Source organism: Flexivirga sp. B27, assembly GCF_052905685.1.
The window spans coordinates 153,986-180,213 of record NZ_JBPYUM010000003.1 but is presented as its reverse complement, the minus strand read 5'-3'; the positions used below and the strand labels follow the sequence as shown (position 1 = coordinate 180,213).

General features: G+C 68.2%; 25 protein-coding genes, 2 tRNA genes and 1 other RNA gene. 15 read left to right on the top strand and 13 right to left on the bottom strand.

The genetic code is table 11. The annotated features are described in order from the left end of the window. Nucleotides 1–13 precede the first annotated feature (13 nt). Nucleotides 14–1,291, bottom strand: coding sequence for an aspartate kinase (locus tag ACSZL9_RS13175; RefSeq protein WP_446665962.1), 1,278 nt, complete (start codon nt 1,289–1,291; stop codon nt 14–16). A gap of 308 nt (nt 1,292–1,599) precedes the next feature. Here ACSZL9_RS13175 and ACSZL9_RS13170 point away from each other — a divergent pair, with 308 nt between their 5' ends. Next, nucleotides 1,600–2,550: a phosphatase PAP2 family protein gene (locus tag ACSZL9_RS13170; RefSeq protein WP_446665961.1), complete on the top strand. Its 951-nt coding sequence runs from the start codon at nt 1,600–1,602 to the stop codon at nt 2,548–2,550. A gap of 108 nt (nt 2,551–2,658) precedes the next feature. Here the strand turns inward: ACSZL9_RS13170 and ACSZL9_RS13165 are convergent, their stop codons facing one another. Together ACSZL9_RS13165 and recR are read right to left on the bottom strand one after the other, a co-directional pair. After that, a complete protein-coding gene (locus ACSZL9_RS13165) occupies nt 2,659–3,234 on the bottom strand; it encodes a DUF5063 domain-containing protein (RefSeq protein WP_446665960.1) in 576 nt (191 codons plus the stop codon). Then, on the bottom strand, nt 3,227–3,826 hold the full coding sequence (recR, locus tag ACSZL9_RS13160) for a recombination mediator RecR (RefSeq protein WP_446665959.1): 600 nt from the start codon (nt 3,824–3,826) through the stop codon (nt 3,227–3,229). The genes ACSZL9_RS13165 and recR overlap by 8 nt, the downstream gene beginning before the upstream one ends. Before the next feature lie 208 nt (nt 3,827–4,034). Here recR and ACSZL9_RS13155 point away from each other — a divergent pair, with 208 nt between their 5' ends. After that, nucleotides 4,035–4,439 carry a VOC family protein gene (locus tag ACSZL9_RS13155; protein WP_446665958.1) on the top strand — a complete coding sequence of 135 codons (405 nt, stop codon included), beginning with the start codon at nt 4,035–4,037 and terminating at the stop codon, nt 4,437–4,439. Between the two features lie 39 nt (nt 4,440–4,478). Continuing rightward, nucleotides 4,479–5,081, top strand: a complete 603-nt coding sequence (locus tag ACSZL9_RS13150) for a hypothetical protein (RefSeq protein ID WP_446665957.1) — start codon at nt 4,479–4,481, stop codon at nt 5,079–5,081. A 2-nt stretch (nt 5,082–5,083) separates the two neighbouring features. Here ACSZL9_RS13150 and ACSZL9_RS13145 read toward each other — a convergent pair whose 3' ends face one another. Continuing rightward, entirely contained in the window at nt 5,084–5,761 is a 678-nt protein-coding gene (locus tag ACSZL9_RS13145; RefSeq protein ID WP_446665956.1) for a lysophospholipid acyltransferase family protein, read from the bottom strand. A 67-nt stretch (nt 5,762–5,828) separates the two neighbouring features. After that, nucleotides 5,829–8,396 carry a DNA polymerase III subunit gamma and tau gene (locus ACSZL9_RS13140; RefSeq protein WP_446665954.1) on the bottom strand — a complete coding sequence of 856 codons (2,568 nt, stop codon included), beginning with the start codon at nt 8,394–8,396 and terminating at the stop codon, nt 5,829–5,831. Nucleotides 8,397–8,497: 101 nt separating this feature from the next. On the opposite strand from ACSZL9_RS13140, the gene ACSZL9_RS13135 reads away from it, so the two are divergent. Further along, nucleotides 8,498–10,120: a hypothetical protein gene (locus ACSZL9_RS13135; protein ID WP_446665953.1), complete on the top strand. Its 1,623-nt coding sequence runs from the start codon at nt 8,498–8,500 to the stop codon at nt 10,118–10,120. 179 nt (nt 10,121–10,299) lie between these two features. Here the strand turns inward: ACSZL9_RS13135 and ACSZL9_RS13130 are convergent. Continuing rightward, a tRNA-Ser gene (locus ACSZL9_RS13130) sits at nt 10,300–10,387 on the bottom strand. 96 nt (nt 10,388–10,483) lie between these two features. Between ACSZL9_RS13130 and ffs the strand changes: the two genes are divergently transcribed. Both ffs and ACSZL9_RS13120 read left to right on the top strand, forming a co-directional pair. Further along, nucleotides 10,484–10,582, top strand: an RNA gene (gene ffs / locus ACSZL9_RS13125) — signal recognition particle sRNA small type. Nucleotides 10,583–10,746: 164 nt separating this feature from the next. Then, nucleotides 10,747–11,583, top strand: a complete 837-nt coding sequence (locus ACSZL9_RS13120; RefSeq protein ID WP_446665952.1) for a LytR C-terminal domain-containing protein — start codon at nt 10,747–10,749, stop codon at nt 11,581–11,583. 3 nt (nt 11,584–11,586) lie between these two features. On the opposite strand, the gene ACSZL9_RS13115 is transcribed toward ACSZL9_RS13120, so the two are convergent. Beyond that, nucleotides 11,587–13,164: a helicase HerA-like domain-containing protein gene (locus ACSZL9_RS13115; protein WP_446665951.1), complete on the bottom strand. Its 1,578-nt coding sequence runs from the start codon at nt 13,162–13,164 to the stop codon at nt 11,587–11,589. Between the two features lie 71 nt (nt 13,165–13,235). Between ACSZL9_RS13115 and ACSZL9_RS13110 the strand changes: the two genes are divergently transcribed. The 3 genes from ACSZL9_RS13110 to ACSZL9_RS13100 all read left to right on the top strand — a co-directional run bounded on the left by ACSZL9_RS13110 (nt 13,236) and on the right by ACSZL9_RS13100 (nt 14,275). Next, on the top strand, nt 13,236–13,529 hold the full coding sequence (locus ACSZL9_RS13110; RefSeq protein ID WP_446665950.1) for a type II toxin-antitoxin system VapB family antitoxin: 294 nt from the start codon (nt 13,236–13,238) through the stop codon (nt 13,527–13,529). Then, complete coding sequence (locus ACSZL9_RS13105; protein WP_446665949.1) at nt 13,526–14,056, top strand: LytR C-terminal domain-containing protein; 531 nt, start codon at nt 13,526–13,528, stop codon at nt 14,054–14,056. Before ACSZL9_RS13110 ends, ACSZL9_RS13105 begins: the two co-directional genes overlap by 4 nt. Nucleotides 14,057–14,185: 129 nt before the next feature. Continuing rightward, a tRNA-Ser gene (locus tag ACSZL9_RS13100) sits at nt 14,186–14,275 on the top strand. Nucleotides 14,276–14,440: 165 nt separating this feature from the next. On the opposite strand, the gene ACSZL9_RS13095 is transcribed toward ACSZL9_RS13100, so the two are convergent. Both ACSZL9_RS13095 and ACSZL9_RS13090 read right to left on the bottom strand, forming a co-directional pair. Next, complete coding sequence (locus ACSZL9_RS13095; protein ID WP_446665948.1) at nt 14,441–15,031, bottom strand: N-acetyltransferase family protein; 591 nt, start codon at nt 15,029–15,031, stop codon at nt 14,441–14,443. 84 nt (nt 15,032–15,115) lie between these two features. Next, nucleotides 15,116–16,129 carry an ABC transporter permease gene (locus ACSZL9_RS13090; RefSeq protein ID WP_446665947.1) on the bottom strand — a complete coding sequence of 338 codons (1,014 nt, stop codon included), beginning with the start codon at nt 16,127–16,129 and terminating at the stop codon, nt 15,116–15,118. Between the two features lie 101 nt (nt 16,130–16,230). Here ACSZL9_RS13090 and ACSZL9_RS13085 point away from each other — a divergent pair, with 101 nt between their 5' ends. Next, nucleotides 16,231–16,860, top strand: a complete 630-nt coding sequence (locus ACSZL9_RS13085) for a TetR/AcrR family transcriptional regulator (protein WP_446665946.1) — start codon at nt 16,231–16,233, stop codon at nt 16,858–16,860. Further along, nucleotides 16,838–17,245, top strand: coding sequence for a thiol-disulfide oxidoreductase DCC family protein (locus ACSZL9_RS13080; protein ID WP_446665945.1), 408 nt, complete (start codon nt 16,838–16,840; stop codon nt 17,243–17,245). The genes ACSZL9_RS13085 and ACSZL9_RS13080 overlap by 23 nt, the downstream gene beginning before the upstream one ends. A 2-nt stretch (nt 17,246–17,247) precedes the next feature. Here ACSZL9_RS13080 and ACSZL9_RS13075 read toward each other — a convergent pair whose 3' ends face one another. Together ACSZL9_RS13075 and ACSZL9_RS13070 are read right to left on the bottom strand one after the other, a co-directional pair. Then, a complete protein-coding gene (locus ACSZL9_RS13075) occupies nt 17,248–17,898 on the bottom strand; it encodes a DUF4232 domain-containing protein (protein WP_446665944.1) in 651 nt (216 codons plus the stop codon). Nucleotides 17,899–18,142: 244 nt separating this feature from the next. Then, nucleotides 18,143–18,667 (bottom strand): mycothiol transferase, encoded by a 525-nt coding sequence (locus tag ACSZL9_RS13070; RefSeq protein WP_446665943.1) that lies wholly within the window; start codon nt 18,665–18,667, stop codon nt 18,143–18,145. Nucleotides 18,668–18,768: 101 nt separating this feature from the next. On the opposite strand from ACSZL9_RS13070, the gene ACSZL9_RS13065 reads away from it, so the two are divergent. Together ACSZL9_RS13065 and ACSZL9_RS13060 are read left to right on the top strand one after the other, a co-directional pair. Continuing rightward, nucleotides 18,769–19,008: a hypothetical protein gene (locus ACSZL9_RS13065; protein WP_446665942.1), complete on the top strand. Its 240-nt coding sequence runs from the start codon at nt 18,769–18,771 to the stop codon at nt 19,006–19,008. 18 nt (nt 19,009–19,026) lie between these two features. Continuing rightward, on the top strand, nt 19,027–19,875 hold the full coding sequence (locus tag ACSZL9_RS13060; protein WP_446665941.1) for a glycerophosphodiester phosphodiesterase: 849 nt from the start codon (nt 19,027–19,029) through the stop codon (nt 19,873–19,875). 3 nt (nt 19,876–19,878) lie between these two features. Here ACSZL9_RS13060 and ACSZL9_RS13055 read toward each other — a convergent pair whose 3' ends face one another. After that, nucleotides 19,879–20,907, bottom strand: a complete 1,029-nt coding sequence (locus ACSZL9_RS13055; protein ID WP_446665940.1) for an SAM-dependent methyltransferase — start codon at nt 20,905–20,907, stop codon at nt 19,879–19,881. A gap of 308 nt (nt 20,908–21,215) precedes the next feature. On the opposite strand from ACSZL9_RS13055, the gene ACSZL9_RS13050 reads away from it, so the two are divergent. Further along, nucleotides 21,216–23,354, top strand: a complete 2,139-nt coding sequence (locus ACSZL9_RS13050) for an MMPL family transporter (RefSeq protein ID WP_446665939.1) — start codon at nt 21,216–21,218, stop codon at nt 23,352–23,354. A gap of 6 nt (nt 23,355–23,360) precedes the next feature. Here the strand turns inward: ACSZL9_RS13050 and ACSZL9_RS13045 are convergent, their stop codons facing one another. Beyond that, nucleotides 23,361–24,659 (bottom strand): MFS transporter, encoded by a 1,299-nt coding sequence (locus ACSZL9_RS13045; protein ID WP_446665938.1) that lies wholly within the window; start codon nt 24,657–24,659, stop codon nt 23,361–23,363. A gap of 135 nt (nt 24,660–24,794) precedes the next feature. On the opposite strand from ACSZL9_RS13045, the gene ACSZL9_RS13040 reads away from it, so the two are divergent. Continuing rightward, nucleotides 24,795–26,225 (top strand): protein kinase domain-containing protein, encoded by a 1,431-nt coding sequence (locus tag ACSZL9_RS13040; RefSeq protein ID WP_446665937.1) that lies wholly within the window; start codon nt 24,795–24,797, stop codon nt 26,223–26,225. Nucleotides 26,226–26,228 lie beyond the last annotated feature (3 nt).

Sequence of the window (26,228 nt, the reverse complement as noted above, 5' to 3'; positions counted from 1 at the left end):
TCCTTCGCGGGTCCTATCGACCGGTGCCGCCGTAGACCACGGCCTCACCCTCACTGGAGTCCAGCCCGAACGCCGTGTGCACCGCGCGCACCGCGTCGTCCAGCAGGTCGCCCTTGGTGATGACCGACACCCGGATCTCCGAGGTGGTGATCATCTCGATGTTGATGCCCGCGTCGGCCAGCGCCTGGAAGAACGTCGCCGAGACGCCCGGGTGGCTGCGCATGCCCGAGCCGATCAGCGAGAGCTTGCCGATCTGGTCGTCATACTGCAGCGACTCGAAGCCGAGCTCGTCCTTGGCCTCCTGCAGGGCCGTCACGGCGCGCTGCCCGTCGGACTTCGGCAACGTGAAGGACACGTCCGTCTTGCCGGTGGCCACCGCCGAGACGTTCTGGACGATCATGTCGATGTTGACCTGCTGTGCGGAGATCAGGTTGAAGATCGCCGCAGCGCTGCCGGGGGTGTCCTTCACACCGACGACGGTGATCTTGGCTTCGCTCCGGTCGTGCGCAACTCCGGCGATGATCGGTGCTTCGGCGTCCACGTCTTCTTCTCCTTCTGCTGCTGGGTAGACCCACGTGCCCTCGCGGTGGCTGAACGACGAGCGCACGTGGATCGGCAGGTTGAACCGTCGGGCGTATTCGACGCAACGCAGCATCAGGACCTTTGCGCCCGACGCCGCCATCTCCTGCATTTCCTCGTTACTGATCCGGTCGACCTTGTGCGCCGACGAGACGATGCGCGGGTCGGCGGTGAAGATGCCGTCCACGTCGGTGTAGATCTCGCACACGTCGGCGTTGAGCGCGGCAGCGAGTGCCACCGCAGTGGTGTCGGAGCCGCCACGCCCGAGCGTGGTGATCTCCTTGGTGTTCTGGCTGACGCCCTGGAACCCCGCGACGATCACGATGTGCCCGTCGCCGAGCGCCCCGCTGATGCGGCCGGGCGTGACGTCGATGATGCGGGCCTTGCCGTGCACGTCGTCGGTGATGACACCGGCCTGGGATCCGGTGAACGACCTGGCGGAGTCACCGAGGTTGGCGATCGCCATCGACACCAACGCCATCGACATGCGCTCGCCCGCGGTGAGCAGCATGTCGAGCTCCCGCTCCGGCGCGGACGGTGTGACGGCGTCGGCGAGGTCGAGCAGTTCGTCGGTCGTGTCGCCCATCGCGGACACCACGACACACACCTGGTTGCCGGCCTTGCGCGTGTCCACAATGCGCCGGGCAACCCGCTTGATACTTTCGGCATCGGCGAGCGATGAGCCGCCATACTTCTGGACGACAAGAGGCACGGGTCGAGGTTCCCTTCGCGGGTCGGTGTCGGTCGAGATCGGTTCGAGGTCTGATCAGGTCGACGTCACGGGCGTTCTGGACAACACCAAGGGCTGCCGTCGGATGCCGTCACGCAGTGAGCCTTCCTGGGAAGCGGAGCACCCAGTTTAACGAGCGCGACTGCCGCGCCCGGGGGCGCCCGTATGGCGGGACCTGGCATCGCCATACGGACACCTCACACACCACGCGCCCGCGTGCGAGTTATCACGAACACTCCATGAACACACCGTGATTTCTATGTGTGAGAGTTCAGTGACAGACTTGACGTGTGGCGAGAGTTTCGGGCGGGGTCGACGACCTCACTACGGTGCAGCGCCGGACCGAGACGGGTCCGGCGCTGCTTCCACTCGGCTGGCGCGCCTACCGGCCACCGCGCTGGTGGTTCGAGCTCGTGGTGCTCGTCGCTCTCGACATGATCTACGAGCACCTGCGCAACCTGGTGCCGACCCGTGAGGCCGAGGCGCTCGCTCGCGGCTGGGACCTCTTCGACTTCGAGCAGCGCATCGGGCTGGACATCGAGCTGACGATGAACCACTTCGTCGTCCGCCACGAGTGGATCGCGCAGATCGCCAACTACGACTACTCCTTCTTCCACCTGCCGATCACCGGCGCCGTGCTGATCTGGCTGTTCTGGATGCACCGGCGCATCTACAAGACGGCGCGCACAGTGCTGGTCTTCACCACGGTCCTGGGGCTGATCGGCTTCTGGCTCTTCCCGATGGCGCCGCCCCGCCTGCTCGAGGGCAGCGGCTTCATCGACACCGTTGTGCACTTCAAGACGTTCGGGTCGTGGGGCAGCCCGGCCGTCGCCGACCATTCCAACCTGTATGCCGCCATGCCGAGCCTGCACTGCGCCTGGGCGATGTGGGTCGGCCTGTCGGTGTTCTTCGTCGCGCGGCACAAGCTGATCCGGATCCTCGGCCTGTCCTACGGCATCTGGACGGTGTTCGTGGTTATGGCGACCGCCAACCACTTCATCTTCGACGCGTTCGCCGGCTACGCCTGCCTGGCCGTGTCGGTGCTGGCGGTGTGGCTGCTCTTCGGGCACAACCCGTGGAGCCCCGCGCGTGACAAGGCGGAGTTGCTGGCCGCGGCGTCCGAGACGCCCGGCGACGACGTTGTGCCGGTGTCCGGGTCGAGCCACGGCGGCGAGGCCGGTGTCGGACGAGACAAGGACACAGGCGAGGGCCGGGGCACGAAGGCTTCGACCCGAGTCTGAACGCACCAACCCACTACTGTCGCGACTTATTCGCCCGCACCCGACATTTTCCGCGAGCATCCCGCGACTGTCGCGAGTTATTCGCCATACGGCCGGCGCCCCGGCGACTCAGGGGTGCAGCGCCTCGAACTCCGCGTCCGCCATCGTCTCGTCGTCGGCATCCAGCCGGATGTGCCCGAGGATCGTCTGCACCACCCGCAGTGCGGCCGACGAGCGGACACCCCACTGCGACAGGTAGCTGAACTGCCACCACCACAAGGCTTCGGTCAACCGCCCGTGGTCGAAGTGCACCAGGCCATGCTCCAGCGCGCCGACGATGTCGGTGAGGTCATCGGACAGCGCGCCGCGCGCCGGCTCGACGGACGTGAGCGGGTCGACGACGTCGGCATAGTCGTCGATCCCGTCCAGCAGGTTGGCCAGGCTCATCCGCAGCGCATCCAGGTCGCTCTCGTCACCAGGGTCCGCCTCGAACCGCTCTGCCGGCACCACATCCTGTATGGCGCCCAACCGCGCGCCCGTGACCTGCAACTGCGACAGCATCAGCAGCATCAGGGGCAGGGCTTCGTCGGGTGCGGATCCGGCGGCGAGCTGGCGCGCCGACTCACAGAACGCGCGCGCGTCCTGCGCTGTCTCGGCGGCCAACGCACCGACCTGCAGGGCTTCGGTGTCAGGTGTCTCAGGCATCGACAACTCTCCGTCCTTCGAATGCGCGGCCGAGCGTCACCTCGTCGGCATACTCCAAGTCTCCCCCGACCGGCAGCCCGGACGCCAGACGCGTGACGCGCATGCCCATCGTGCGCAGCAGTCGCGACAGGTAGGTCGCGGTCGCCTCGCCGTTGAGGTTGGGGTTGGTCGCCAGGATGATCTCCTCGATCGGCTCCTCACCCAGGCGACGCACCAGCTCGGTGATCTTCAGGTCGTCGGGGCCGATGCCGTCGATCGGGCTGATGGCGCCACCGAGCACGGCATACCGACCACGAAACTCGCGGGTCCGCTCGACGGCAACGACGTCCTTGGGCTCCTCGACGACGCAGAGCAGTTTGTCGTCGCGGCGCGGGTCCTGGCAGATGCGGCACAGCGTGTCCTCGGCGACGTTGAAGCACCGCTCGCAGAAGCGGACCTTCTCGCGCACCGTGGTCAGCACCTCGGTCAGCCGATTGACGTCGGCCGGGTCGGCCTGCAGCAGGTGGAACGCGATCCGCTGCGCGGACTTGGGACCGACGCCGGGAAGCTTGCCGAGCTCGTCGATCAGGTCCTGGACCACACCTTCATACACAGTGGTCGAGCCTAATCCTCGCCCGCGACGCTGCCCGCCCGACACTCCCCCGACCGCCCCGACCTCCACCCGGCCACCCCTAATCCCAAGCCCCCATATCCGCCAGTGACGGCTTCCTCGTCGAGTGACGGCGCAATTTCACCGTCACTCGACGAACTCGCCGTCACTCACCGGCCGCCGCACCTCTGGGCGCGTAACGTGCAGCTGTATGACGACGAGCGCTCCGCCACCGGACCGCTGGCAGCGGCACGACTGGTGGGGCGTCGTGCTCGACGCGCCGGACGTGCGGGAGCTCGCCGAGTTCTACTCGCAACTGCGCGGGTGGCCGATCTACAGCATCGATCGGAACGACGCAGCACTCGACCTCGGCGAAGGCGTCGCCTATCTCTCGATCCAGCGCAATGACAACTACATTCGGCCGACCTGGCCGGCTGAAGACAGAGCGCAGCAGATGATGCTGCACCTGGATTTCGAGGTCACCGACCTCGCGACCGAGACCGAGCGCGCGATCAGGCTGGGCGCGCGGCTCGCGTCATACCAGCCACAGGACGACGTGCGGGTGCTGCTCGATCCGGCCGGCCACCCGTTCTGCCTGTATGCCGCAACGGACTGAGCCACGGTGCGCCGTCTGCACGTCGAAACCTCCGCCAACATGGCGACGTCAGGCGGCGCTGCCGTGTGGAGCTTCTATCCGGATCTGTGGGGCGTGTGCGAGCAGGCGCCGTCCGCCTGGGAAGCGATCGAGCTGTGGAAGTCGCGCCACGGACCTGCCGCAGTCGCGGAATACCTACCTGGCGACGAGCGGGCATTCCGGCGCGATCGCGAGCCCGTGACAGACACTGAGCTCGACGGGACCCTGACGATCTTGGCGGACGCGCGGGAGCGCTCGATCGCCATACTCGACACGCTGCCGGATGGATTGCTCGACCTCGACGATCCGGCCCGCAAGCTTCCGGAGTGGGCACGGTGGCGGACGATCCGGCAGACGCTGTGGCACATCACCGACACCGAGTCGCGCTACTACTTGCCGCAGAGCGGGCTGCCGGCGAAGGACCGTCTGGATGGACTCGCCGACGAGCTGCGTGAGTCGGCCCGGCACGTGCGCTCCGCCCTCCTCGCGATGCCCCGCGACATCGTGCACCGGAGCGGTGACGAGGTGTGGACGTCGACCAAACTGTTGCGTCGGCTCGCGTGGCACGAACGCGGCGAGCTCGACGCGATCGACGGTCTGCTGGCCCGCTGGCGGACGCGTTGACGCTAGTGCGTCGGGCGTTCGTTGTATGACGCCGCGCGCTCCTGGCCGGACAGCTCGGCGATGGCGTCCATGATCCGGTCGGTCGCGACGCGCCTGGCCTTGCCGGCGGGCATCGCGTCGAATTCGTCGCCGAAGGTCAGCGGCTCACCGAACTTCACCGTGACCTTCGCCAGACGCGGGACGTTGGAGCCGATCGGCTGCAGCTTCGGGGTGTCGATGAGGCCGACCGGCACGACCGGCACACCTGCCTGCATCGCCAGGTGTGCGGCACCGACCCGCCCCTTGTAGAGCCGGCCGTCGCGGGAGCGGGTGCCCTCGGGGTAGATGCCGAACGCCTCGCCTTCGCGCAGCACGCTCAGTGCCTGGTCGAGGGAGTTGACCGCGGCCCGAGAGTCGTCGCGCTCGACCGGGAGCATACCCATCGAGTTGAAGAACGTACGCGAGGCGATGCCCTTGGGGCCGGTGCCGGTGAAGTATTCGGCCTTCGCAAGGAACACCACCTTGCGCGGCGCGACCAGCGGTATGACGACGCTGTCGATGAACGACAGGTGGTTGCTCGCGATCAGCACACCACCGCTGACCGGGACGTTGTCTCGGCCCTCGACACGCGGGCGCCAGACAGCACGAAGTAGCGGCGCGACGGTCAGCCGCGCCAACGGATAGAGCGGGCCGCCGGTCACGGCGTCATTGTCCTCCAACCGAGGTTTTCCTGCCGAACAACCCCGGAAAGCCCCGTGTCGGATCGCATCAGTCCACCTGCTCGTCGATCACGGTGGCGCCGAGCACCGCCTGCATCACCGGGAGGCCGACCGCGCCCGGGTCATCGACGTCCTCGTCGTCCATGGACTCGGTGATCTCTTCGTCCTTGGGCTTACCCGCTTTGCTGGATTTTGCTGGTGCTGCTGGGTTTTCGGCGGTTGCCCACTCCGGCGGGGGTGCGCTGACCGATCCCCAACCACCGCCGGAGTCCGTCGCGCCCGAGCCTGCCGACAACCCCGCCTGAGCAAGCGCTTCGGCTGCCCGGGACCGCCGCGCGGGCTGGGCTGCCGCCTCGGCTGCGGGCGGCGCCGAAGTGTCCGCGTTGTGGTCCGGTGAGGGCGCCGTCGGTGCGCTCGGCGACCACCCGCCGGACGCAGACTCCGTCGACGCACCGTCCTGCGCCGGAGGCTGTGCCGTTGTCGGCGGCGCTGCCGAAGCCGATGGCCGGCCGCCCGATTCCTGCGCCGACCCCGGGCCCGACTGCGAATCCTGCTGCTGCGGCCCACCGGGAGCACCGGACGGACCGCCCGGACCCCGCGGCGCACCACCGGACGGGCCCTCGTCCGGCTCCGGTGGCAAGCTCGGCGACGGTGCACCTGCATCCGGCCGAGCCGTCACGCGAGCGCGGACACCGAGTGCGTCATACAGCGCGGCGGCGACGACGTCGGGGTGCGGTGCGCGCTCGACCGCGGACGCGAGCCCCGGGCTGCTCGTGCCGAGCACGAGGGTCTCGCCGTCGAAGTCCGCGACGTGCGCGTGCTGGCTCAGCAGCGCCCAGGTGACGCGCTTGGATCGCGCGATCCGGTCGAGGACGTCGGGCCAGGCACGGCGTACGGCGTCGGTGCTCACCGCTCCCGCGGGCGCGGGCTGTGGTGGCTGCGATGCCGCGGGCTGCTCGGGTTGCGGGTCCGGCGGGGTCTCGATATGCGGCTCGTTCCTCGCCGCTACTCGACCACCTTGGGTTTGCGAGTCCTCCCTCGCCGCTACTCGACCACCTTGAGTTTGCGGGTCGTCCCTGGCCGCTACTCGACCACCTTGGGGGTGAGACTCGTCCCTCGCCGCTACTCGACCACCTTGGGTTTGGGAGTCCTCCCTGGCCGCTACTGGACCACCGTGGGTTTGGGAGTCCTCCCTGGCCGCTACTCGACCACCTTGGGGGTGAGACTCGTCCCTCGCCGCTACTCGACCACCTTGGGTTTGGGTGTCCTCCCTGGCCGCTACTGGACCACCGTGGGTTTGGGAGTCCTCCCTGGCCGCTACTGGACCACCTTGGGTTTGCGGCTCGTCCCTCGCCGCGTGCTGGTCCGGCGGGGTCTCGATACGCGGCTCGTTCCTCGCCGCTACTCGACCACCTTCTGGGCTGTGCTCCCCCGGCTCCTGGGCCGCCGAAGTGCCGGCGATGTCCATGCGGCGCTCGAGGCGGTCGAGCCGGGCGGCATACCCCTGCTCACCGGACACGGCGGGCAGCAGGACTCGCGCACAGATCAGCTCGAGCTGCAGCCGCGGACCCGTGGCACCGGTCATCTCGGACAGGCCGGTGTTGACGATGTCGGCGGCCCGCGACAGCTCCCCGGGCCCGAACGATGCGGCCTGCTGGCGCATCCGATCGAGCTGGTCCTCGGGCACGCCCCGCAACACCTGCGCAGCCCCGTCGGGCACCGCGGCGATGACGATCAGGTCACGCAACCGTTCCAGCAGGTCCTCGACGAATCGCCTTGGGTCGTGGCCGGATTCGATGACTCGGTCGATCTGCCGGAAGACGGCTCCGCTGTCGCGAGCGCCCAGCGCGTCGACGGTCGCGTCGAGCAACTCACCGTCGGTGAAGCCGAGCAACGCGGCGGCTCCGGCGTAGGTCAGCCCCTCCTCGCCCGAACCCGCGATCAGCTGATCGAGCACCGACAGAGCATCGCGGAACGAGCCGCCGCCCGCCCGCACCACGAAGGACAGCACGCCCGGCTCGACCTGCACGCCCTCCGCCTCGCACAACTGCTCGAGGTAGGTCTGCATCGTGCCCGGCGGCACCAGCCGGAAGGGGTAGTGGTGGGTGCGCGAGCGGATGGTGCCGATGACCTTGTCCGGCTCAGTGGTCGCGAAGATGAACTTCACGTGCTCCGGCGGCTCCTCGACGATCTTCAGCAGCGCGTTGAAGCCCTGCGGCGTCACCATGTGCGCCTCGTCGATGATGTAGATCTTGTAGCGCGACTGCGCCGGGCCGTATGACGCCCGCTCCCGCAGGTCACGCGCGTCGTCGACACCACCGTGGCTGGCCGCGTCGATCTCGATCACGTCCACCGTGCCGGCTCCGCCACGCGCCAGCGCCACACACGACTCGCACACCCCGCACGGCGTGGGCGTCGGCCCCTGCTCGCAGTTGAGCGACCGGGCCAGCACCCGCGCGCTGGTGGTCTTGCCGCAGCCGCGCGGGCCGCTGAAGAGGTAGGCGTGGCCGACCCGACCGGTGCTCAACGCTCGCATCAGCGGCTGGGTGACCTGATCCTGACCGATCATGTCGCCGAAGGCGTCCGGGCGGTAGCGGCGGTAGAGCGCGGTGGTCATTCGAAAACTCTATTCTCCCCTGCCCACACCCGACACGGGACGGCGGAACCGAGCGTTTTCCGGGAGGAAGTGCGTCGGTGGGTAAAGGTACGGTGGACGTCATGCTCTCGTCGCTGCGGCTGCGTTCGCCGACGACGTTGGCAACAGGGTGCGCAGTGGTGTTCGCGCTGATCTACATCGTCTGGACACCCCAGGTGCCGGACCTCGCGGCGCAGGTCGCCCGAGCCAAAGTCGCCCAGGTCGGCGGCGCCCCGGTGTGGTGGGGCGGTTGGTTCGGCGGCATCACGCTGCCCAGTTACAGCGCGATCGTGCCCTTCTCGATGGCGACCTTCGGCATCCGGCTGACCGGGGTCGTTGCCGTCATACTCGGATCGTATGGCGGGGCACTGCTCGTCCGGGGCGCCCCGCGACCGCGGGCCGGCGCGATCGCGCTCGCCCTCGCGCAGGCGGCCGACCTGCTCAACGGCCGCGTGACCTTCACCGTCGGTGCCACCCTGGGCATCTGGGCGCTGGTGGCGCTGCGCAGCCATCGCGAGAAGACAGCGACCGTGCTTGCCCTACTGTCCTTCCTCGGCTCACCGCTGGCGGGGTTCTTCGTCGGCATGATCTGTGCGGTCGTGGCCGTCCTGCGCCAGGATCATCGCCGCACTGCGGGCATCTGTGCCACCGTGCTGCTCGTGGCCGGACTCGCGATGGCGATCCTCTTCCCCGGCACCGGCACGATGCCCTTCCCGATCTCCGACGCGGCGCCGGCAATGCTCAGCTGCGTCGTGGTCTTCGGGGTGTGCCACCACAAACTGATCCGGGCGACCGCGCTGGTGCTCGCAGTGTCCTTCCTGCCCTTGCTGATCGTTCCCCTGGCGATCGGCACCAACGCCACCCGGCTCGCGTGGCTGGCTGCGGTCCCCGCGGTCGTCGGATACGCCCGGATCCGTGACTCGCTCACCTGGTTGTGCGCCCTGGTCATCGCGGTGTGGCCGGTCAGCGACCTGGTCAACCAGTTGCACCTGGCACATCAGCCGTCCAGCAGTTACGTCTACTACCAGCCGCTGGCCACCGCGCTGAAGGCTGACCGGAAGGCCATGGGCGCCGCGGCGATCGGCCGTCGCGTCGAGGTCGTCGACACCAAGAACCACTGGGGTTCGGTCTATCTCGCGTCGTTCTCGATCGCGCGCGGATGGGACCGACAGGCCGACAAGGCGGACAACTCGATCTTCTACCAGAAGGGTCTGCTCAACCCGGTGAGCTACCGCCAGTGGCTGGACTCGCTGGCGGTCGGCTGGGTCGCGGTCCCGAAGGCGCCCATCGACTACGCGTCCAAGGACGAGGCTGAGCTGGTCCTCGGCGGCCTGCCTTATCTGAAACGCATCTGGAGCAACTCCGACTGGCAGCTCTACCGCGTCATCAACCCCGCGCCGCTGGCCAAGGGCGGGGACATCGTCAGGATCGACTCGCACGGTGTGACGCTGAACGCCACCGCCGACCAGCCGATCGACCTGAAGGTGCGCTACTCGGCATACATCGGCGCGGTCAATCCGCTGACGAAGAAGCCACTGAGCGCCTGCATCGTCAACAACGACGGATGGTTGCGCGTCACCATGCCGCGCAGCGGTCCGGTGCGCCTCAGCAGCGACTTCCAGCCGGTGCGCTCCAAGCCACCGGGGTGCGTGTCACCGGACGAGAAGGAGGAGTCCGGCTCGCCGACCTCCAGCGGCACCGGCTGAGCCCCTCCCGAATCGTGCGCGCCACGGGGCATCGAGAAGGCGCCACCCGAAATTGTGGATGGCGCCTCTCATACGAGCGGAGGATAGGGGAACCGTCGCTCCGCTCCTCCCGAATCGTGCGCCCCACGGGACAAGGAGAAGGCGCCACCCGAAAACCGTGGGTGGCGCCTTCTCCTTGTTGGCGGAGGATAGGGGATTCGAACCCCTGAGAGCTTTCACTCAACACGCTTTCCAAGCGTGCGCACTAGGCCGCTATGCGAATCCTCCGCCGAGGAGAATACCTGCTCGGAGCGCCGACGCCGAATCGGCACCTCGGTGGTCGCCTCGATTGCGTATGACGGGTCCGGGTGTTCTACAGTTGGCGCCGGACCCCTCGTGCGGTGGTACCTCTCCGAACTCCCCCAGGGCAGGAATGCAGCAAGGGTAGGTGAGCTCTTCCAGGTGCGCGAGGGGTTCCTCTGTGCCCTGGTGCCCCTGTCGACCGCCCGGAAAGCATCCCTCTGACGCGTTCGCACCGTCGCTGAGCACGATCGTGATCGACCCGCCACCCGGGGGTGCGAGGGATTCACACAGACAGCGCTCATACTGTGTGCCACAAGGAATGTCGGGGCGCACAGGTGGGAAACATGCGGTTGACCGGGACACGCGTGGCGGGGGCCACGGTCGCCGTCGCGCTGGCACTGCCCGCGCTCGTCTCGTGCACCAGCGACAAACCGGGGCATGCCTCGTCCGAGTCGTGCATCGCCGCTCCCGCAACCCCGACGATGAAGATCGCGCTCAACACGATCCACGCCAATGTCTTCAACGCCGGCGGCAAGAACGGCGAAGCGGCGAGCATCGCCTCACAGTTGACGTGGCGCGGCGTACACATCATCAGCACGGGCAACGACCCGAAGGGTGGCCAGCCACCGAAGCACGCCGAGATCCGTTACGGCGCCAACGGCAAGGAGATCGCCCTCACCCTCGCGCAGCAGATCAAGGACGCCACGCTGGAGCAGGACGACCGCACCAACCCGAGCGTCGACGTGGTGATCGGGACCGACTTCTCGCTGGTGCCGGTGCCGCCGCCGAAGCCGTCGCGGGTGAAGGTCAACGTGCTCAACGCGTTCGTCATACCGGGCTCGGCGAGTGACCTCGCGTCGACCCTGCGCAAGCGTGGCTTCCAGGTCGTCAAAACCGGCAACACGAAGGAGTTCTTCCCGGACTCGGCCGCCGTCATCCGCTACGGCTTGCGCGGCGAGCCGGCGGCACGCCGGTTGGCGCTGCAGTTCAAGCACCCGAAGCTGGAGAAGGTTCACCGCAGCAGCGCAACCGTGGACGTCGTCATCGGCAGCAAGTGGAAGGACCACGTCATCGTGCCGGTCGCGCAGGCGACTCCGACGCCGGTGAAGTCCACGAAGGCGAAGACGTCGTCGTGCGCCACGACCCCCGCGAAGAAGGCCGCGGCCGCAACGTCGTCCTGAGCCTCAGCGCCGGCGCCGCGCCGTGCCGAAGATCCCGCGGGTGATCTCACGGCCGAGCACCGTGCCGGCCGACCGCAGCGCCGACTTGAACGCCGACGACTTCATGACCTGCTCGACCATGCCGGGCTCGTCCTTCTCCTTCTTCGCCGGCTTCTCGGCCTTCTTCTCCGCCGGGGCAGCCTTGCTCTCGTCCTTGCCCTCACCCTCGTCCGCGACCGGGGCGTCGGAGAGCTTCTTGTTGAGCATCTCGTATGCCGACTCGCGGTCGACCGCCTCTGAATACTTCGGCGCGAGAGGCGATTTGGCGATGATGCTGTCCATCGTCTCGGCAGTGGACGGCGCCATCAGGGACAGCGGGGCACGCATGCGTGTCCACGCGACCGGCGTCGGTGCGCCCTTCTCGGACAGCACGGTGATGACGGCCTCGCCGGTGCCGAGCGCGGTCAGCAGCTTCTGCAGGTCGTAGCCGCTGGTCGGGAAGGTCTGCACGGTCGCCTTGAGCGCCTTGGCGTCGTCCGGGGTGAAGGCGCGCAGCGCGTGCTGGACGCGGTTGCCCAGCTGGGAGAGCACGTCGTTGGGGACGTCCTTGGGTGTCTGAGTGACGAAGAAGATGCCGACGCCCTTGGAGCGGATCAGCTTCACGGTCTGCTCGATCGACTGCAGGAACGCGTCGGACGCGTCGTTGAAGAGCAGGTGCGCCTCGTCGAAGAAGAAGACCAGCTTCGGCTTGTCGGCGTCACCGACCTCCGGCAGGTCGTGGAAGAGGTCGGCGAGCAGCCACATAAGGAAGGTGGAGAAGAGCGCGGGCTTGTCCTGGACACCGGGGACCTCCAGGCAGGTGACGACGCCGCGGCCGTCCTCGGCGACGCGGGTCAGGTCGGCGGTGTCGAACTCCGGCTCGCCGAAGAACGCGTCGGCGCCCTGGTCGGAGAACGCGATCAGGTTGCGCAGTATGACGCCGGCGGTCGACGAGGACAGGCCACCCAGGCCCTTGAGGTCCTCCTTGCCTTCGTCCGAGACGAGGAACTGGATGACCGCGGTCAGGTCCTTCAGGTCCAGCAGGCTGAGGCCGCGCTTGTCGGCGTAGTGGAAGACCAGCCCGAGCGAGGACTCCTGGGTGTCGTTGAGTCCGAGGACCTTGGACAGCAGCGTCGGCCCGAAGGAGGTGATCGTCGCGCGGATCGGCACACCCTTGCCCTTGCCGCCCAGCGACAGGAACTCGGTCGGGAAGCCGGTGGCCTGCCAGTCCTGGCCGACATCCTTGGCGCGGGAGTCGATCTTGTCGCCGCCCTCACCCGGGGAGGCGATGCCCGACACGTCACCCTTGATGTCGGCGAGGAAGACAGGGACACCTGCAGTCGACAGCTGCTCGGCCATCAGCTGCAGCGTCTTGGTCTTGCCGGTGCCGGTCGCGCCGGCGACCAGTCCGTGCCGGTTCATCATCGACACCGGCAGCCGCACCGGGGTGTCCGCGTGCGCCGCGTCGTCGATCACCGCAGCGCCGAGCTCGATTACCGCGCCGTCGAAGGTGTAGCCGTTCTTGATCTCTTCGAGCTGTCCGCCCGCCGTGGAATCCGTCACGCTGCCCGAGAATAGTCACGCCACGCGGGTGGGGGACAGTGAACGCGCCACGTCGCCATTAAGCTGTCGGCGTGATCTTCAAGGCGGTGGGCGAGGGACGGCCCTACCCGGATCACGGTTTGGTGAGTCCGAAGGACTGGCGCTCGGTCACCCCGCGCGTCGTACGCCTCGACGAACTCGTCACGATCAAACGCACGCTCGACCTGGACACCTTGTTGTCGGAGGACTCGACCTTCTACGGCGACATCTTCGCGCACGTGGTGTCCTGGCAGGGGGATCTCTATCTTGAAGACGGACTGCACCGTGCGCTGCGAGCAGCGCTGCAACAACGACCCGTGCTGCACGCGCGGGTTCTAGCGCTGTGAGTTACGTCCGCGGCGACGGCGGCCTGGCGGCTGCCCGTCGACGCAAGCACCGCCGCTCGATGATCGTCATCATCGTCGCGGCGGTGATGGTTTTCGGTGCGTTCGTGTATGCCGTGAGCTACATGAACAAGCACAGCAAGTCGACCTCGGGGCCGACCTCCTCGTGCGACGTCACCTCGACGCCGCCGCCGCAGTCGGTCTTCGTGCTCAACATCTACAACGCATCACCCGACAGCGGGCAGGCCAAGGACACCGGCCTGGCGATGCGGTCGCACGGCTTCCGCGTCGGCACTGTCAGCAACGACCCCTACAAGGAGAAGCTCTCCGGTGCCGGCGAGCTGCGCTTCGGCCCGAAGGGCAAGGAGAACGCGACCGAGTACGTCAAGAAGTACGCGCCCAACTCGAAACTTGTCGAGGACGGCCGCACCGACGACTCGGTCGACCTGGTGCTCGGTGCCGACTTCGCCGACGTGCCCTCGGCCCCGCCGACCACCGAGTCCCTCCCCGCCGGCTGCCCGGCCGGGTAGGTCGTGACCTGAGCTGGCCGAGGAGGTCGTGAGGCACGAGCGACCGTCTCGAGGCCGTCTCGAGGCCACCTCACCGACCCACCCGACCTCGTTTTGGCGTCACGGCGACCGTCCGGTAGCCTCTTCGGCGGTGGCGTGTCCGAGCGGCCGAAGGTGCAACACTCGAAATGTTGTGTGGGGGCAACTCCACCGTGGGTTCAAATCCCACCGCCACCGCCAAAACGAAGTAGGACCCCGCCACGGTTTTCGTCGGGGTCCTACTTCGTTTTATTGGATGCAGCGGGATTTGGGAGGAGTCCGCGAGGCAGCGAGGTACGAGCTGGCTCGCGGACGACGGCTCCCACCGCCACCGCGCTTCGGCAAGCCCAACGACCGCCACACCGCTCACACGTCGATGCTGACCACCGCGCGACGTTTGGATGGCCGGTGGATGACCGTGAAGCCCGCCTCCAGGTAGATCCCGAGAGGACCGGGATGCTCTTCGCCCCATCTCGCGTCCGCGACGGTGATCGGATATGCCTCCACGCGTCGAGCACCGCCTGCTCGGGCAAAGTCGGGTGTCGCGGCAGCGAGCGCGGTCGCGACTCCGCGTCCTCGGTACCCGACGCGGGTGAACACGCAGGTGACCGCCCACACGGCTGGGTCGGAGCGGTCCTCCTGCCGGCCGCGCCATGCGGTCTGGTTCGAGTTGCGCACCAGACCGGAGTATTCGGCGCGAGGAGCCACGGCGCACCAGCCGACCGGCTCATCGTCGAGGAATGCGATCAGTCCGCTGCTGCGGGGCGCTCGAGAGTCACCGCAGGCCGCCTGATCCAGCAGCCGTTCTGCGCGTGCCTCGACCGGGGTGTTGGCAAACGATTCGCCGCGTTCCAGCCGGTATCGCTGGCACTGGCACTCGGCGGCCGAGCCGTGCGCACCGAGGACGGTCACCAGATCCGAGGACGCGGCGCGATTGGCCGGTTTGATCGTGATCACCCGTGGAGTTTTGCACGCTGGTGACCGCTCGGTGCGCGATCCGGACCAGTAGAAGTGACCGGCGACTGCCACGTTTCGACAAGCTCAACGAACTCCAGCCAGGCTGAGCTCGTCGGCGCCTTCCTCGCGCGGCTCCACCGACCCGCGCGAGCGCAGTCGCGCAATGCCGAGCAGCACCAGGCCGAACGCGGTCCACGCTCCGAGAACGAGCAGCGGACCCGCACTGCCGTTGCCGTCGAAGAACGCCGCGCTGCGCAGCGCACTGGCGGCCGCCCCGACCGGCAGCAGCTGACCCAGCGTTCCCCATCCGGTGGGCAGCATCTCCGGCGCACTGGCAGCCCCCGAGAGAGCGTTGCCGACGAGGAACATCGTCACCGCACCCAGCCCGAGGCCGATCTTGCCGACAAGTGCGTCGAGGCCGACCAGCGTCATACCGATGGCAGTGACCGTGACAGCCATGATCCCGGAGTTGGCGAGGTAGTTGCCGTCGATGGTGCCGAGCCAAAACTGTTGCAGCGCAGCGGAAGACAGCCCGCCGAGGACGGCGAACCCCGCGACCGTCAGCGCCCGGGCTCGACGTCGGCGCAGCACCAGCGTCGACACCGCGGCCGTCGCCACCGAGCCGATCCCGAGCGGCAGGATCGACGACACGAAACCGGCGCCGCTGGGGTCGGCCGACGGCGCCGGGACGACATCGACAGTGCTCGCCGAGGCGCGCTGCTGCGCCGCGACACCCGTGCCCACGCGGCCGAGCAACTGTGCCACCACCGCCGACCGCGCGGACGCGGTGAGCGTCTCGACCTGGCCGCCCGAGAGGACCAGGGCGCCATACACCTCGTGGTGCTTGATCTGCTCGACCGCCTGCTCCCGATTACCGACCGGTTGTATGTCGAACGCGCCGGGCTGTTGCCGCTCGAGGCCGGCCCTGAGTTGGCTGACCGCCGCCGGTGGTCCAGCGACGGCGATGGGCAACTCGCGGGGTCCGCTGTTGGCCGCCGGCCACGCGAAGAGCGCGAGCACCCCGCTGAACGCGATGACGAGTGCGGCGATCAGTCCGATGCCGCGGCGAGTGTCCGGCGACAAAGCGAGAGGCTGCATGACAACTCCTAAACCGAAGGTTCGCTCTTTTTAACCTCTACGAGGGTCCGCTCTTCCCGTCGCACTTGTCAAACCGAACGCTCGTTTTGTTAAATGGTGTCATGCCGAAGATCTCCGATGAACGCCGCGCCCAACGCCGCGAGCAGATCGTCTCGGCCGCGATGCGGTGCGCGATCCGCTCCGGCCTCGACGGGATGACGATGGCGTCTGTGATCGAGGAGTCGGGGCTGTCCGCCGGCGCGGTCTACGGCTATTTCAGCGGCAAGGCCGAGTTGATCAGTGCGGTCGTGGACGTCCCGCTGGGCACATTGGAGGCGCTGCTGGAGGGCGCGGCCACGCAGGAGGATGTGCCCGAGATCCCTGATGTCCTGGGTAGATTCGCTGAGGGGATCATCCGGCTGGCCAACGGTGAGAACGGCGATCTGACCGTCGCGGTCCTGCAAGGGATGGCCGACGCCGCACGCGGCGGTGCGACTCTCGGCCTGGTCCGCCCCCGGATCGAGGGCCTGATCGGCCGGTGGGTGACGATCGTCGAGCGGCGCCAGGACGCCGGTCTGCTCGACTCCGAGGCCGACCCGCTCAAGTTGGCGCAGACGCTGCACTCCGCAGTGCTGGGCTTTCTGGTGCTGCGGTTGGTCTATCGCGACCTCTCCCCGGCGGACGTGCGCGCCAGTTGGCAGGCGATCATCGGCGACCTACCGTCGAAGGATGCGCCCGACTCTGCTGTATGACGCCGACTGCGGATTCTGCACCAAGGCAGCGGGATTCGTGCCGCGACTGCGCCTGCGCGTGGACGTCGACTCTTTGCAGTCGGTCGACCTGGCCGCGCTCGGAGTCTCCGAGGAGCGTGCGTTCGAGGAGATGCCGTTCGTCGACGCCGACGGGACCGTGGTCTACGGCCACGAAGCCGTTGCTGCGGCACTGCGGACCGGGCCGGCACCGGCGCGGATGCTCGGCCGGCTGCTGGCATTCCCGGCCGCCGGAGTCGTCGCCCGACCGGCCTACCGCTGGGTCGCGCGCCACCGGCACCAACTGCCCGGCGGCACACCGGCGTGCGCGCTGCCCGCCACCGACTCGAGCATCACTTCAAGCACCGCCTCAGGCGGGCGGCCGTAGCGTCATACCGTGTTGTTGGGGCCGGGCAGGATCGGGCCGACCTTGAGGTAGGGACCCGACTTCGCTGCCGAACAGGTGACTTCGGTCAGCGGCACGAACGCGGCCTGGTAGGAGTCCGGCGGGTAGACGCGGATGCCACGCGCCGTCGTCGTGGCGCAGCCGCTCTTGCGCGGCGCACTGGAGATGAAGAGTCCGGCGGACGCAGTTGCGTTGGGGATCAACACGATCGGCTGATGCCCGACGATCCGCTTGGCCGGCAAACCGACCTGGTGACCGTCGTTCCCGGCGACGTAGGAGACGCCAGGCGCGCCGGTCAGTTTGCACACCGAATTGCTCGCATTGGTGAAGCGCAGCGACCGGTGTGAGCCCTGCATGTCCGCGTTGCCGCCCGCCACCGTGATGCGCAACTGCTTGACCGTGCACAGCGGGACCGGCTTGTCACCCTTGGATTTCGACCCGGAGCCGGCTGCCGGCGGCTGCGCCGTTGCGCTCCTGCGATGCGATGCGCTGTCCGTCGAGCTCGTCTTCGTGCCGGCCTTCGTGCTGGTGGCCGAATGCTCGGACGCGCTGCTTTCAGGCGCGTGGCTGTCGGGCGATGTCTGCTGCCCCGCCGACTCGGTGGACGTTGCGCTCTGCGGTGTTTGCGAGGTCAAGTCGCCGCTCGCCGGCCCCGTCTCGACAGCACTCGCCTCGGACGGTCCAGACTCGGCGACCGAGCTTGAGCCGCCGGCGCCGCATCCGGCGAGAAGGACCGTCAGGCCGAGGCCCGAGGCGGTCAGAGCAGTCCGTGCTGACAGGCGCTTCATCGTTGCCATCCCTGCTCGCGACCGATCACTCGTCGATCGATCTGTCACTGGTAGGACGTGCACGTCGCGTGTCGGGTTGGTAAAGGGAGGTTCAAGCTTCGGCGAGCAGCCCACGCACGTAAGCGAGTTGGCCGAAGTGCTGGGTGATGTCCCCGACAACCGACATGATGCGCACCGCCGCAGTCACCGGTGGATCCCAGTGCTCGTCGACCACGCGCTCGTAGTCAGCAGGACCTTGCAGCGTGTGCAGCACGCGAACGGTCATCTCGTGGACCTCTGCGTGATAGCCGAGCAACAACTCCGGATCCGAGACCGAGAAACTGCCCACCTCCTCGCTGGTCTGCCCGTAGCCGATCGCGGCCTCGTCATACGGCAGCGCGAACCGCTGCGACCAGCCAGTCGTCCAGACCTGCTCCACGCCGCCCAGGTCTGCCAGGTGATCGTCCTGGACCCGAGCAAGGTGCCAGGCGAGCCAGCCGATCGGGTTGGCGTCCGCAGCCGGCCGCCACAGCACCTGATCACCGGTCAATCCGTCGAGTTGCGAAGGCAATCCGTCGCGGACTCGGGTGAATGCATCGACGAGCAGTGCCGTCGTCACGTCTGTCATCTCAGCCATACCTGCCACTCAACCACTCCGAGCCGACATGCGGGAGTCGTGTGTCGGTCCGCGACGATCGTCGCGCCCCGGCGGGACTGACAAGTGCGACACTGGTCAGCGTGAAGGCGACCGTGCTGGACGCCAAGACACACCAGCCCGAGCTGACACTGCCGGACGACCGACCGGCCGAGGTTGCCGCAGCCGCCGAAAAGATGCAGCGGGTGGCGCCATACCTCTCGCTCGGATCGGTGGTCTTCGCGGCACTGATGCCGCTCGCGGCGATGCTCTACCTGTTGACCAGCTCGACCTGGAGCCTGCTGGAACGTCGCCACCTGCGCGGTGTCGCTACCGTGGGTTGACCCACCGGAGGAGTGACCGTGACCAGACCCAGGCGACGCCCGGCGCGCCACTCCACGGCGGCGGTCGGCGCGGTGGCTGCGTGTTGCCTCGCGCTGGCCGGGTGCGGCTCCGACTCGACAGGCACGTCAGCCGGCAGCCCCTCGGCCAGCGGCGCGTCGCGCGTGACGGTCTCCGCGCACCGTGGCGGCGACTACGGCGCGGACAACTCGCTGGCCGCCTTCCGCGGTGCGCTCTCCCACGGGGTGCAGGACATCGAGGGCGACGTGCACTTCACCACCGACCACGTGGGAGTGATGCACCACGACGACACCCTGACCGACTGTCACTCGACCCGGACCATCACCGGGTCTTCGTGGGCGCAGCTGAAAACCTTGCAGTGCGAGGTAGGTTCGCGCCCTGCGCTGCTGTCGGAGGTGCTCGACGCCTTCCGGAAGTCAACGAACCGGTCCGCGGTCCTGCGCATCGAGGTCAAGCACCACGGCGAGTCAGCCGCTGACCAGCGGGCGGCCGCGCGGCTGCTCGTCGGCCGATTGGTGGCGGCGAAGATGACCGACCGGGCGATCGTCCAGGACTTCGAATGGCGCACCACGGCAGCGACCATTCAGGCGGCGAGCCCTGGCATCCGCATCTCCTGCCTGGCATCCGACGTCTCGTCGGAGGCGATCGCTGAGGCGAAAACGCAGCATTGCCACGACGTTTCATCCAAAGCGAGCAACTGGCACGACGGCCTGGATCGCGACATCCACGGTGCCGGCATGCAGGTCGCGGTGTGGACCGTCGACAGCGAGGCGGACTTCGTTCGGGCTAAGAACCGACACGCCGACGTGATCATCACCGACGTGCCGCGCAAGGCGCTGCACTGGTGATCGTCACCGCCTGGTCGCGACCAGCGTCACCTCGTGCCGGTTGTGCTGCAACTGCCGCATGAAGCTCGGATCGTATACCGCCGCAAGCATTTCCAGCGCCTCGTCGATCTGCTTCTCGGGGTTGTTGGTGCCGAGCTTGAGCGTGATGACGGCCTGACCGCCGGGTCGCAGGAGCGGCGCGGCCTCGACCATCGTGTGCGCGGTCAGCTGCGGGACCATGCGCATGTCGTTGACGATGAGGTCGACCGGGTCGCCGTCATACTCCCTGACGAAGTCGCCAGCGGTCTCCCGATGATGTATGACGCCCGGCAGCGCCGACACCCCATCGTCGAGTGCGGCCGGGTCCACGGAGTGCACGGTCCGAAAGCCTTGCGAATGCACGATTCTCGTCCACCCGCCCGGGCTAGCACCGAAGTCGACGGCGATGTCACCCTCCGGCGTGCCGACGTAGGAGAAGAGCTCCTCGAGCTTGAACTCCGCACGCGACACCTGCTCCGGCACGGTCGCCAGCCGGATGCGGCCGCCGGGCCAGTCGCACAGTGCAGCATCGGCGGAGTTGACTCCCGCGGCGACCCGCTCGGTGCCGATGCATACGCTGCCGATCGTCTCGGCTCCGCTGGTGACCACGCGGATCCCGTTGTCCATCAGGGCTTCCAGCAACGGGCGGCGCACCTTGCCCGGCGCGAACCCGGCGTCGCCGCTGTCCCACGTGTGCAGGCTGATCGTGTCCCCGACGTCGAGCGAAGCAAGCAGGACGCTCGCCGCCCAGTCCGCCAGCTCGTCCGCGGTGTCGAAACTGCCCGCACCCCGAAGGGCGTCCGCACGTGCCAGGTGCCGGACCAGCGGGATCTCACCACCCCAGCAGGCGTCCGCAACGTCCTGCAGTGTGCCGGACCCGAGATGCACCACGCCGGCATCCGGTCCGAGCCGTTGTGCCTTGGTCACGTCCAAAGCGGTGCGCAGCTCGGCGACGGCGAAGCGGTAGTAGTCGGGCGCGACGGAGAAGAGCACAGGTGGTTCCACGTGCGCCATGGTCTCAGGTCGCGACGCGGGCATGGTCTCGATACGTACGGGGTCTCGATACACCTCCTCCGCTGCGCTCCCCCGGCACTCGACCGGCGTCCGCTCCGGCACTCGACCAGCATGCGCCGCGGCTCGTACCTCGCCGCTACTCGACCAGCTTTGGTGATCTCCTACTGAAGGGGGAGAAGGTTGAGCCATTAGTCGCATGCGTGGCGCACCGCCGGCAAGGCATGATCGATGGTGGGTCGTAGCTCACACCGAAGTCCGTCGCGGCCCGCACCTGCCCCCCACACCGCGCAAAGGACCTCAGCAGAGCAATGTTCGCCAGCCTCGGCCGCTACGTCGTCAAACATCCGTGGCAGATCATCGCGGGCTGGATCATCGCCGCGATCGCCATCGTTTCCTTCGCGCCCGCGCTGCCCAACAGCAGTGACGAGAGTGACTTCCTGCCGCGGCACTACGAGTCGATCCAGGCGGCGAACATCCAGCAGGAGGCGTTCCCGGCAGCGTTCACCCCGACGATGATCGGGGTCTTCCAGCGGACCGACGAGAAGCCGCTGACCGCTGCCGACCAGGCGAAGGTGAAGTCGTTCGCGGCGGAGCTGTCCGCCAAGAAGATCAAGAACGTCCAGCGGGTCGTCCCGGCGCCGGCGTCGCCGAAGAAGCTGGTGCAGACGCTGCTCTTCCAGACGCCGGAGGCGACGCAGGGCAACTACCAGGAGCTGATCGACACCGCCAAGGACGTGCGGAGTCAACTGCATGCGATGGTCGAGGGCACGGACCTGACGGTCGGCACGACGGGGTCGATCGCGCAAGCGCTCGATCAGCAGGAGGCGTCCGGCAACTCCGACGCCATCATCGGCATCGCGACCATCCTGTTGATCATCGTGCTGCTGCTGGTGATCTTCCGCAGCCCGATCATCGCCTTCCTGCCCATCGTGCTGATCGGCATCGTCAGTCAGGTCGCCAACGGCCTGATCGGCTTTGCTGCCAAGGGTTTCGGACTGAAGGCGGACAGCTCGATCAACCAGTTGCTGATCGTCGTGCTCTTCGGCGTCGGCACCGACTACATCCTCTTCCTGATGTTCCGCTACCGCGAGCGACTGCGCGCCGGTGAGGATCCGAAGCAAGCGATGGTCACCGCGGTGACCCGGGTCGGCGAGGCCATCGCGTCCGCGGCCGGTGTCGTGATCATCGCGTTCCTGGCCATGGCGCTGTCCTCGCTGGGGATGCTGCGCGCGATGGGCCCGTCGCTGGCGATCGCCGTCGCGGTCACCCTGATCGCGGGCCTCACCCTGGTGCCGGCCGTGGTGTCGTTGCTCGGCACGAAGGTCTTCTGGCCGAGCAAGGCGTGGCAGAAGGAGCCGACCGGTGCGCGGTATGCCGCCGTCGGCCGTTCTCTCGGCAAGCGCCCCGCGGTCTTCGCAGCCGTGTCCGGCGTGGTCATGCTGGTCCTCGCGATCAGCGCGCTCGGCTTCAAGCCGACCTTCGACCTGGCCGGATCGTCGATGCCCAAGGACGCCGAATCCGTTGTCGCACTGCACGACCTGGAGCGCGACATGCCGGCCGGTGCCACGGAGCCCACCGATGTGTATGTCCAGTCGAGCTCCACGCTCGACAAGTCCGCCATGGCGGCATACAAGACGAAGCTGGCGAAGGTCGACGGCGTCGGCCAGGTCGCCGACCCGCGGTTCTCCAAGGACGGCAAGACCGCCGACTTCTCGGTGATCCTCGCCGACAGTCCCGAGTCGGACCAGGCTCTGGACACCGTCGCCGGACCGCTGCGGGACGTTGCGCACCAAGCGGCGCCCGACGGCTCGAAGGCTTATGTCGGAGGCATCACCTCGGTCTACGTCGACATCAAGTCCGCGATGAACCGCGACTACGCACTGGTCTTCCCGGTCGCGGCGATCCTGATCATGATCGTGCTCGGGCTGCTGCTGCGCAGCCTGGTCGCGCCGTGGTACCTCATGGTCTCCGTCGGCCTGGGCTTCCTGGCCACCTTGGGCGCAACCACGTTGATATTCCAGGGGATTGCGGGCGAGAGCGGCCTGATGTTCATGCTGCCGCTGATCATGTACATGTTCGTGGTGGCGCTCGGCACCGACTACAACATCCTGATGGTGTCGCGGCTGCGCGAGGAGGCACAAGGAGGGCTCTCGCCGAGGGACGCGGCGGCTGTCGCCATACGCCATGCGGGGCCGACGATCGGCGCGGCGGGTCTGATCCTCGCGGGGTCGTTCGGGTCGCTGATGCTGGCCGGCAACTCGCTGTTGTCGTCGATGGGCTTCGCCCTGGCGTGCGGCATCGTGATGGCGGCGTTCCTGATGGCCAGCATCTTCACGCCGGCGCTGACCGCGCTGATCGGCCACCTGGCCTGGTGGCCCGGCCACGGCGACGAGGAGGCCCCGCCGACGGACCAGTCCGACGAGTTGGCCGCGACCGGAGTCCGCTGACCGGTCTCAGTGCGTGGCGGCGGGCGCCGGGTCGGCGTCACGCATCACGCGATAGCGCACGAACACGGGTATGGCGAGTGCGGCGACCAGCACCAGCACGATGACCAGCACGCCACCGCCGGCCGCCGCGGCAGAGGTCCCGACGACCGCCGCGGCGCCGCCGTGCAGCACGTCGGCGACCCGGGGCCCGCCCGAGACGACCACGGTGAAAACACCCTGCAACCGACCGCGCACGTCGTCGCTGGCCGACTCCATCAACATCGTGGACCGGAACGCGGCGGAAGCCATGTCGGCGGCGCCGCCGACCATCAGCCCGGCGAGCGCGAGCACGAGGAAGAGGTCGGTCCGGCCGTCGGCGAGCCCCACCGCGACGCCGAAGAGCACGATCGCGGCGCCCCACACGACGATCGCGCTGACCACCGCGAGCCCCTGACGCTCCACCCGCGACACCCAGCCGGAGAAGATCCCGCCCAACACGGCACCCGCGGGTATGGCGGCGAAGAGCAACGCAAAGACCAGCCCGCCGTCGGTGGGACCGCCGAAACTCTCGTGGGCCACTTCGGGGAAGAGCGCCCGCGGCAGACCGAAGGTCATCGCGATGATGTCGACCAGGAACGACATCATCAGCACCTTGTGACCGCGCAGATAGATGAATCCGTCGATGACAGAACGCAGCCCGGCCTTCGACGTGCCGTCGTGCAGCGGCGGCATCGCCGGCAGCGCGATCACCGCCCACAGCGTCGCGAACAGGCAGATCGTGTCGGTCAGATAGAGGTATTGGAAACCGAGCACCGGGATCAGCGCACCGCCCACCAGCGGCCCGGCGATGGCGCCGAACTGCATGACGGTCATGTTCAGCGAGTTGGCCGCCGGCAGCTGACTGAGCGGGATGAGCCGGGGCAGGATCGAGGACCGCGTCGGCTGGTTGATCGCGAAGAACGCCTGCTGCACCGAGAAGAGCGTCAGGATCACCCAGACGTTGTCGACGTGTGTCATCGCCTGCACCCAGAAGAGGCCGCTGCACACGATCAGTCCGACGGTGGAGATCATCAGCAGCCGCCGCCGGTCCATGACGTCGGCGAGCGCCCCGCCATACAGCCCGAAGATCACCAGCGGCACCAGGCCGAAGAGACCGGTCAGCCCGACGTATGCCGAGCTGTGCGTCTCGGCGTAGATCTGCGCCGGCACCGCGACGACGGTCAGTTGGGCACCGATGACGGTGATGATGTTGGCGCTCCAGAGCCGCCGGAAGGCGGGCACCTGCAGCGGCCGGGTGTCGGCGAACATGCCGCGCAGGCCGCTCACTCTGCTCCTCGATGACGTGCGATATTTCGGCCTCCAATGTATGCCGGACCGTCCGCCGGATGGAACGGACGACCGCCTGACGGACGTCGTTAGGCTGCACACCAAACGCGGAGGGTTCTGGAGGTGACTCGAGCGATGCAACGCACCGATGGCGCCGAGGTCGGCGGGCGCTATGTGCTCGACTCGCGGATCGCCGGCGGCGGCATGGGCGAGGTATGGCGCGGCACCGACTCCGTACTCGCGCGACCGGTCGCGATCAAGCTGTTGCGCACCGACCTCACCGACGACCCGGAGTTCGTGGCGCGCTTCCGCACCGAGGCACGCAACGCGGCGCAGCTGAGCCACGGCAACATCGCGCAGGTCCACGACTACGGCGAGGACGGCGGCACGGCGTTCCTGGTCATGGAGCTCGTCGACGGCGACCCGCTGTCCACGATGATCCAGCAGTCCGCGCCGCTGCCCGAGGCCGACGCCGTGCACCTGCTGGTGCAGGCCGCCAACGCGCTGCACGCCGCGCACGCCAAGGGCATCGTGCACCGTGACGTGAAGCCGGCCAACATCGTGGTCGACGACGAATTCGTCGCCAAACTCACCGATTTCGGCATCGCGCGGGCACTGGACTCCTCGTCCATGACACGCGTGGGCGAGGTGATGGGCACACCGCAGTACCTGGCGCCGGAGGCCGCCATGGGCAAGGAGGCCACGGCCCAGTCCGACCTCTACTCCCTCGGTGTCGTGGCGTTCCAGCTGCTCGCCGGGCGCCTGCCCTTCCAGGCCGACACGGCGGTCGGTTTCGCGCTCGCGCACGTGCAACAACCGGTCCCGAGCCTGCCGGACTCGGTCTCGGAGCCGCTGCGGGCCGTCATCCACGCGACGCTGGCGAAAGAGCCGGACGACCGGCCGCACGGGGCAGTGGAGCTGGCCGAGCGGCTGCAGGCCGCGATCGGGGTCGCGCCGCCCACCGCGCGCGGCATCGCGCCGGTCCGTGTCGCGCACCTGCCGGACTACGCCCCGACGACGCCGGTCCCGCCGACCGCCGCGCAGCCGGAGCAGGCCGAATTCACCCTGACCCGTGGGCAGAACGCCCCGTTGTCCGGCGCCCACGTCACACTGCGGGTCGAAGCGACGGGCGCCAACAGCGTCGACCTGATCGCGTGCGAGATCGGCTCGGACGACCGAGCGCTCGGTGACGACAGCCTGGTCTTCTTCAACAATCGCCGATCCGCCGACGGCGTCGTGCGGCTGTCCGACTCCGGCCGTATCGAGTTCGACACGTCCGAGCTCGGCGGGCACGTGCATGCCGTCGTGCTCGGTGTCGCCGTCGACGAGCCTGCGACGCTGGGTGAGCTGACCGACCTGCGCACCACGTTGTATGCCGAGGGCGACGACCAGCGCGAGGTCTTCCGGTTGCCGGCCGGACTCGGCGGGGAGCGGGCGGCTGTGCTGGCGCGCATCTACCGCAGGGGCGACTCCTGGAAGGTCCGCAACGTCTCGGCCGGGTGGGAGTCCGGGCTGCCCGCGCTGGTCGATGCGCTGGGTCTGGCTGTTCAAGCCCCGGCGGAGTGACCG

What these genes read in the sequence shown, in the direction of transcription:
- ACSZL9_RS13165 (WP_446665960.1), bottom strand. Translation starts at nt 3,234, where the DNA reads ATGCCTGAGACACCTGACACCGAAGCCCTGCAGGTCGGTGCGTTGGCC.
- ACSZL9_RS13155 (WP_446665958.1), top strand. Translation starts at nt 4,035, where the DNA reads ATGACGACGAGCGCTCCGCCACCGGACCGCTGGCAGCGGCACGACTGG.
- ACSZL9_RS13150 (WP_446665957.1), top strand. Translation starts at nt 4,479, where the DNA reads ATGGCGACGTCAGGCGGCGCTGCCGTGTGGAGCTTCTATCCGGATCTG.
- ACSZL9_RS13140 (WP_446665954.1), bottom strand. Translation starts at nt 8,396, where the DNA reads ATGACCACCGCGCTCTACCGCCGCTACCGCCCGGACGCCTTCGGCGAC.
- ACSZL9_RS13135 (WP_446665953.1), top strand. Translation starts at nt 8,498, where the DNA reads ATGCTCTCGTCGCTGCGGCTGCGTTCGCCGACGACGTTGGCAACAGGG.
- ACSZL9_RS13120 (WP_446665952.1), top strand. Translation starts at nt 10,747, where the DNA reads ATGCGGTTGACCGGGACACGCGTGGCGGGGGCCACGGTCGCCGTCGCG.
- ACSZL9_RS13090 (WP_446665947.1), bottom strand. Translation starts at nt 16,129, where the DNA reads ATGCAGCCTCTCGCTTTGTCGCCGGACACTCGCCGCGGCATCGGACTG.
- ACSZL9_RS13085 (WP_446665946.1), top strand. Translation starts at nt 16,231, where the DNA reads ATGCCGAAGATCTCCGATGAACGCCGCGCCCAACGCCGCGAGCAGATC.
- ACSZL9_RS13080 (WP_446665945.1), top strand. Translation starts at nt 16,838, where the DNA reads ATGCGCCCGACTCTGCTGTATGACGCCGACTGCGGATTCTGCACCAAG.
- ACSZL9_RS13070 (WP_446665943.1), bottom strand. Translation starts at nt 18,667, where the DNA reads ATGGCTGAGATGACAGACGTGACGACGGCACTGCTCGTCGATGCATTC.
- ACSZL9_RS13055 (WP_446665940.1), bottom strand. Translation starts at nt 20,907, where the DNA reads ATGGCGCACGTGGAACCACCTGTGCTCTTCTCCGTCGCGCCCGACTAC.
- ACSZL9_RS13050 (WP_446665939.1), top strand. Translation starts at nt 21,216, where the DNA reads ATGTTCGCCAGCCTCGGCCGCTACGTCGTCAAACATCCGTGGCAGATC.
- ACSZL9_RS13040 (WP_446665937.1), top strand. Translation starts at nt 24,795, where the DNA reads ATGCAACGCACCGATGGCGCCGAGGTCGGCGGGCGCTATGTGCTCGAC.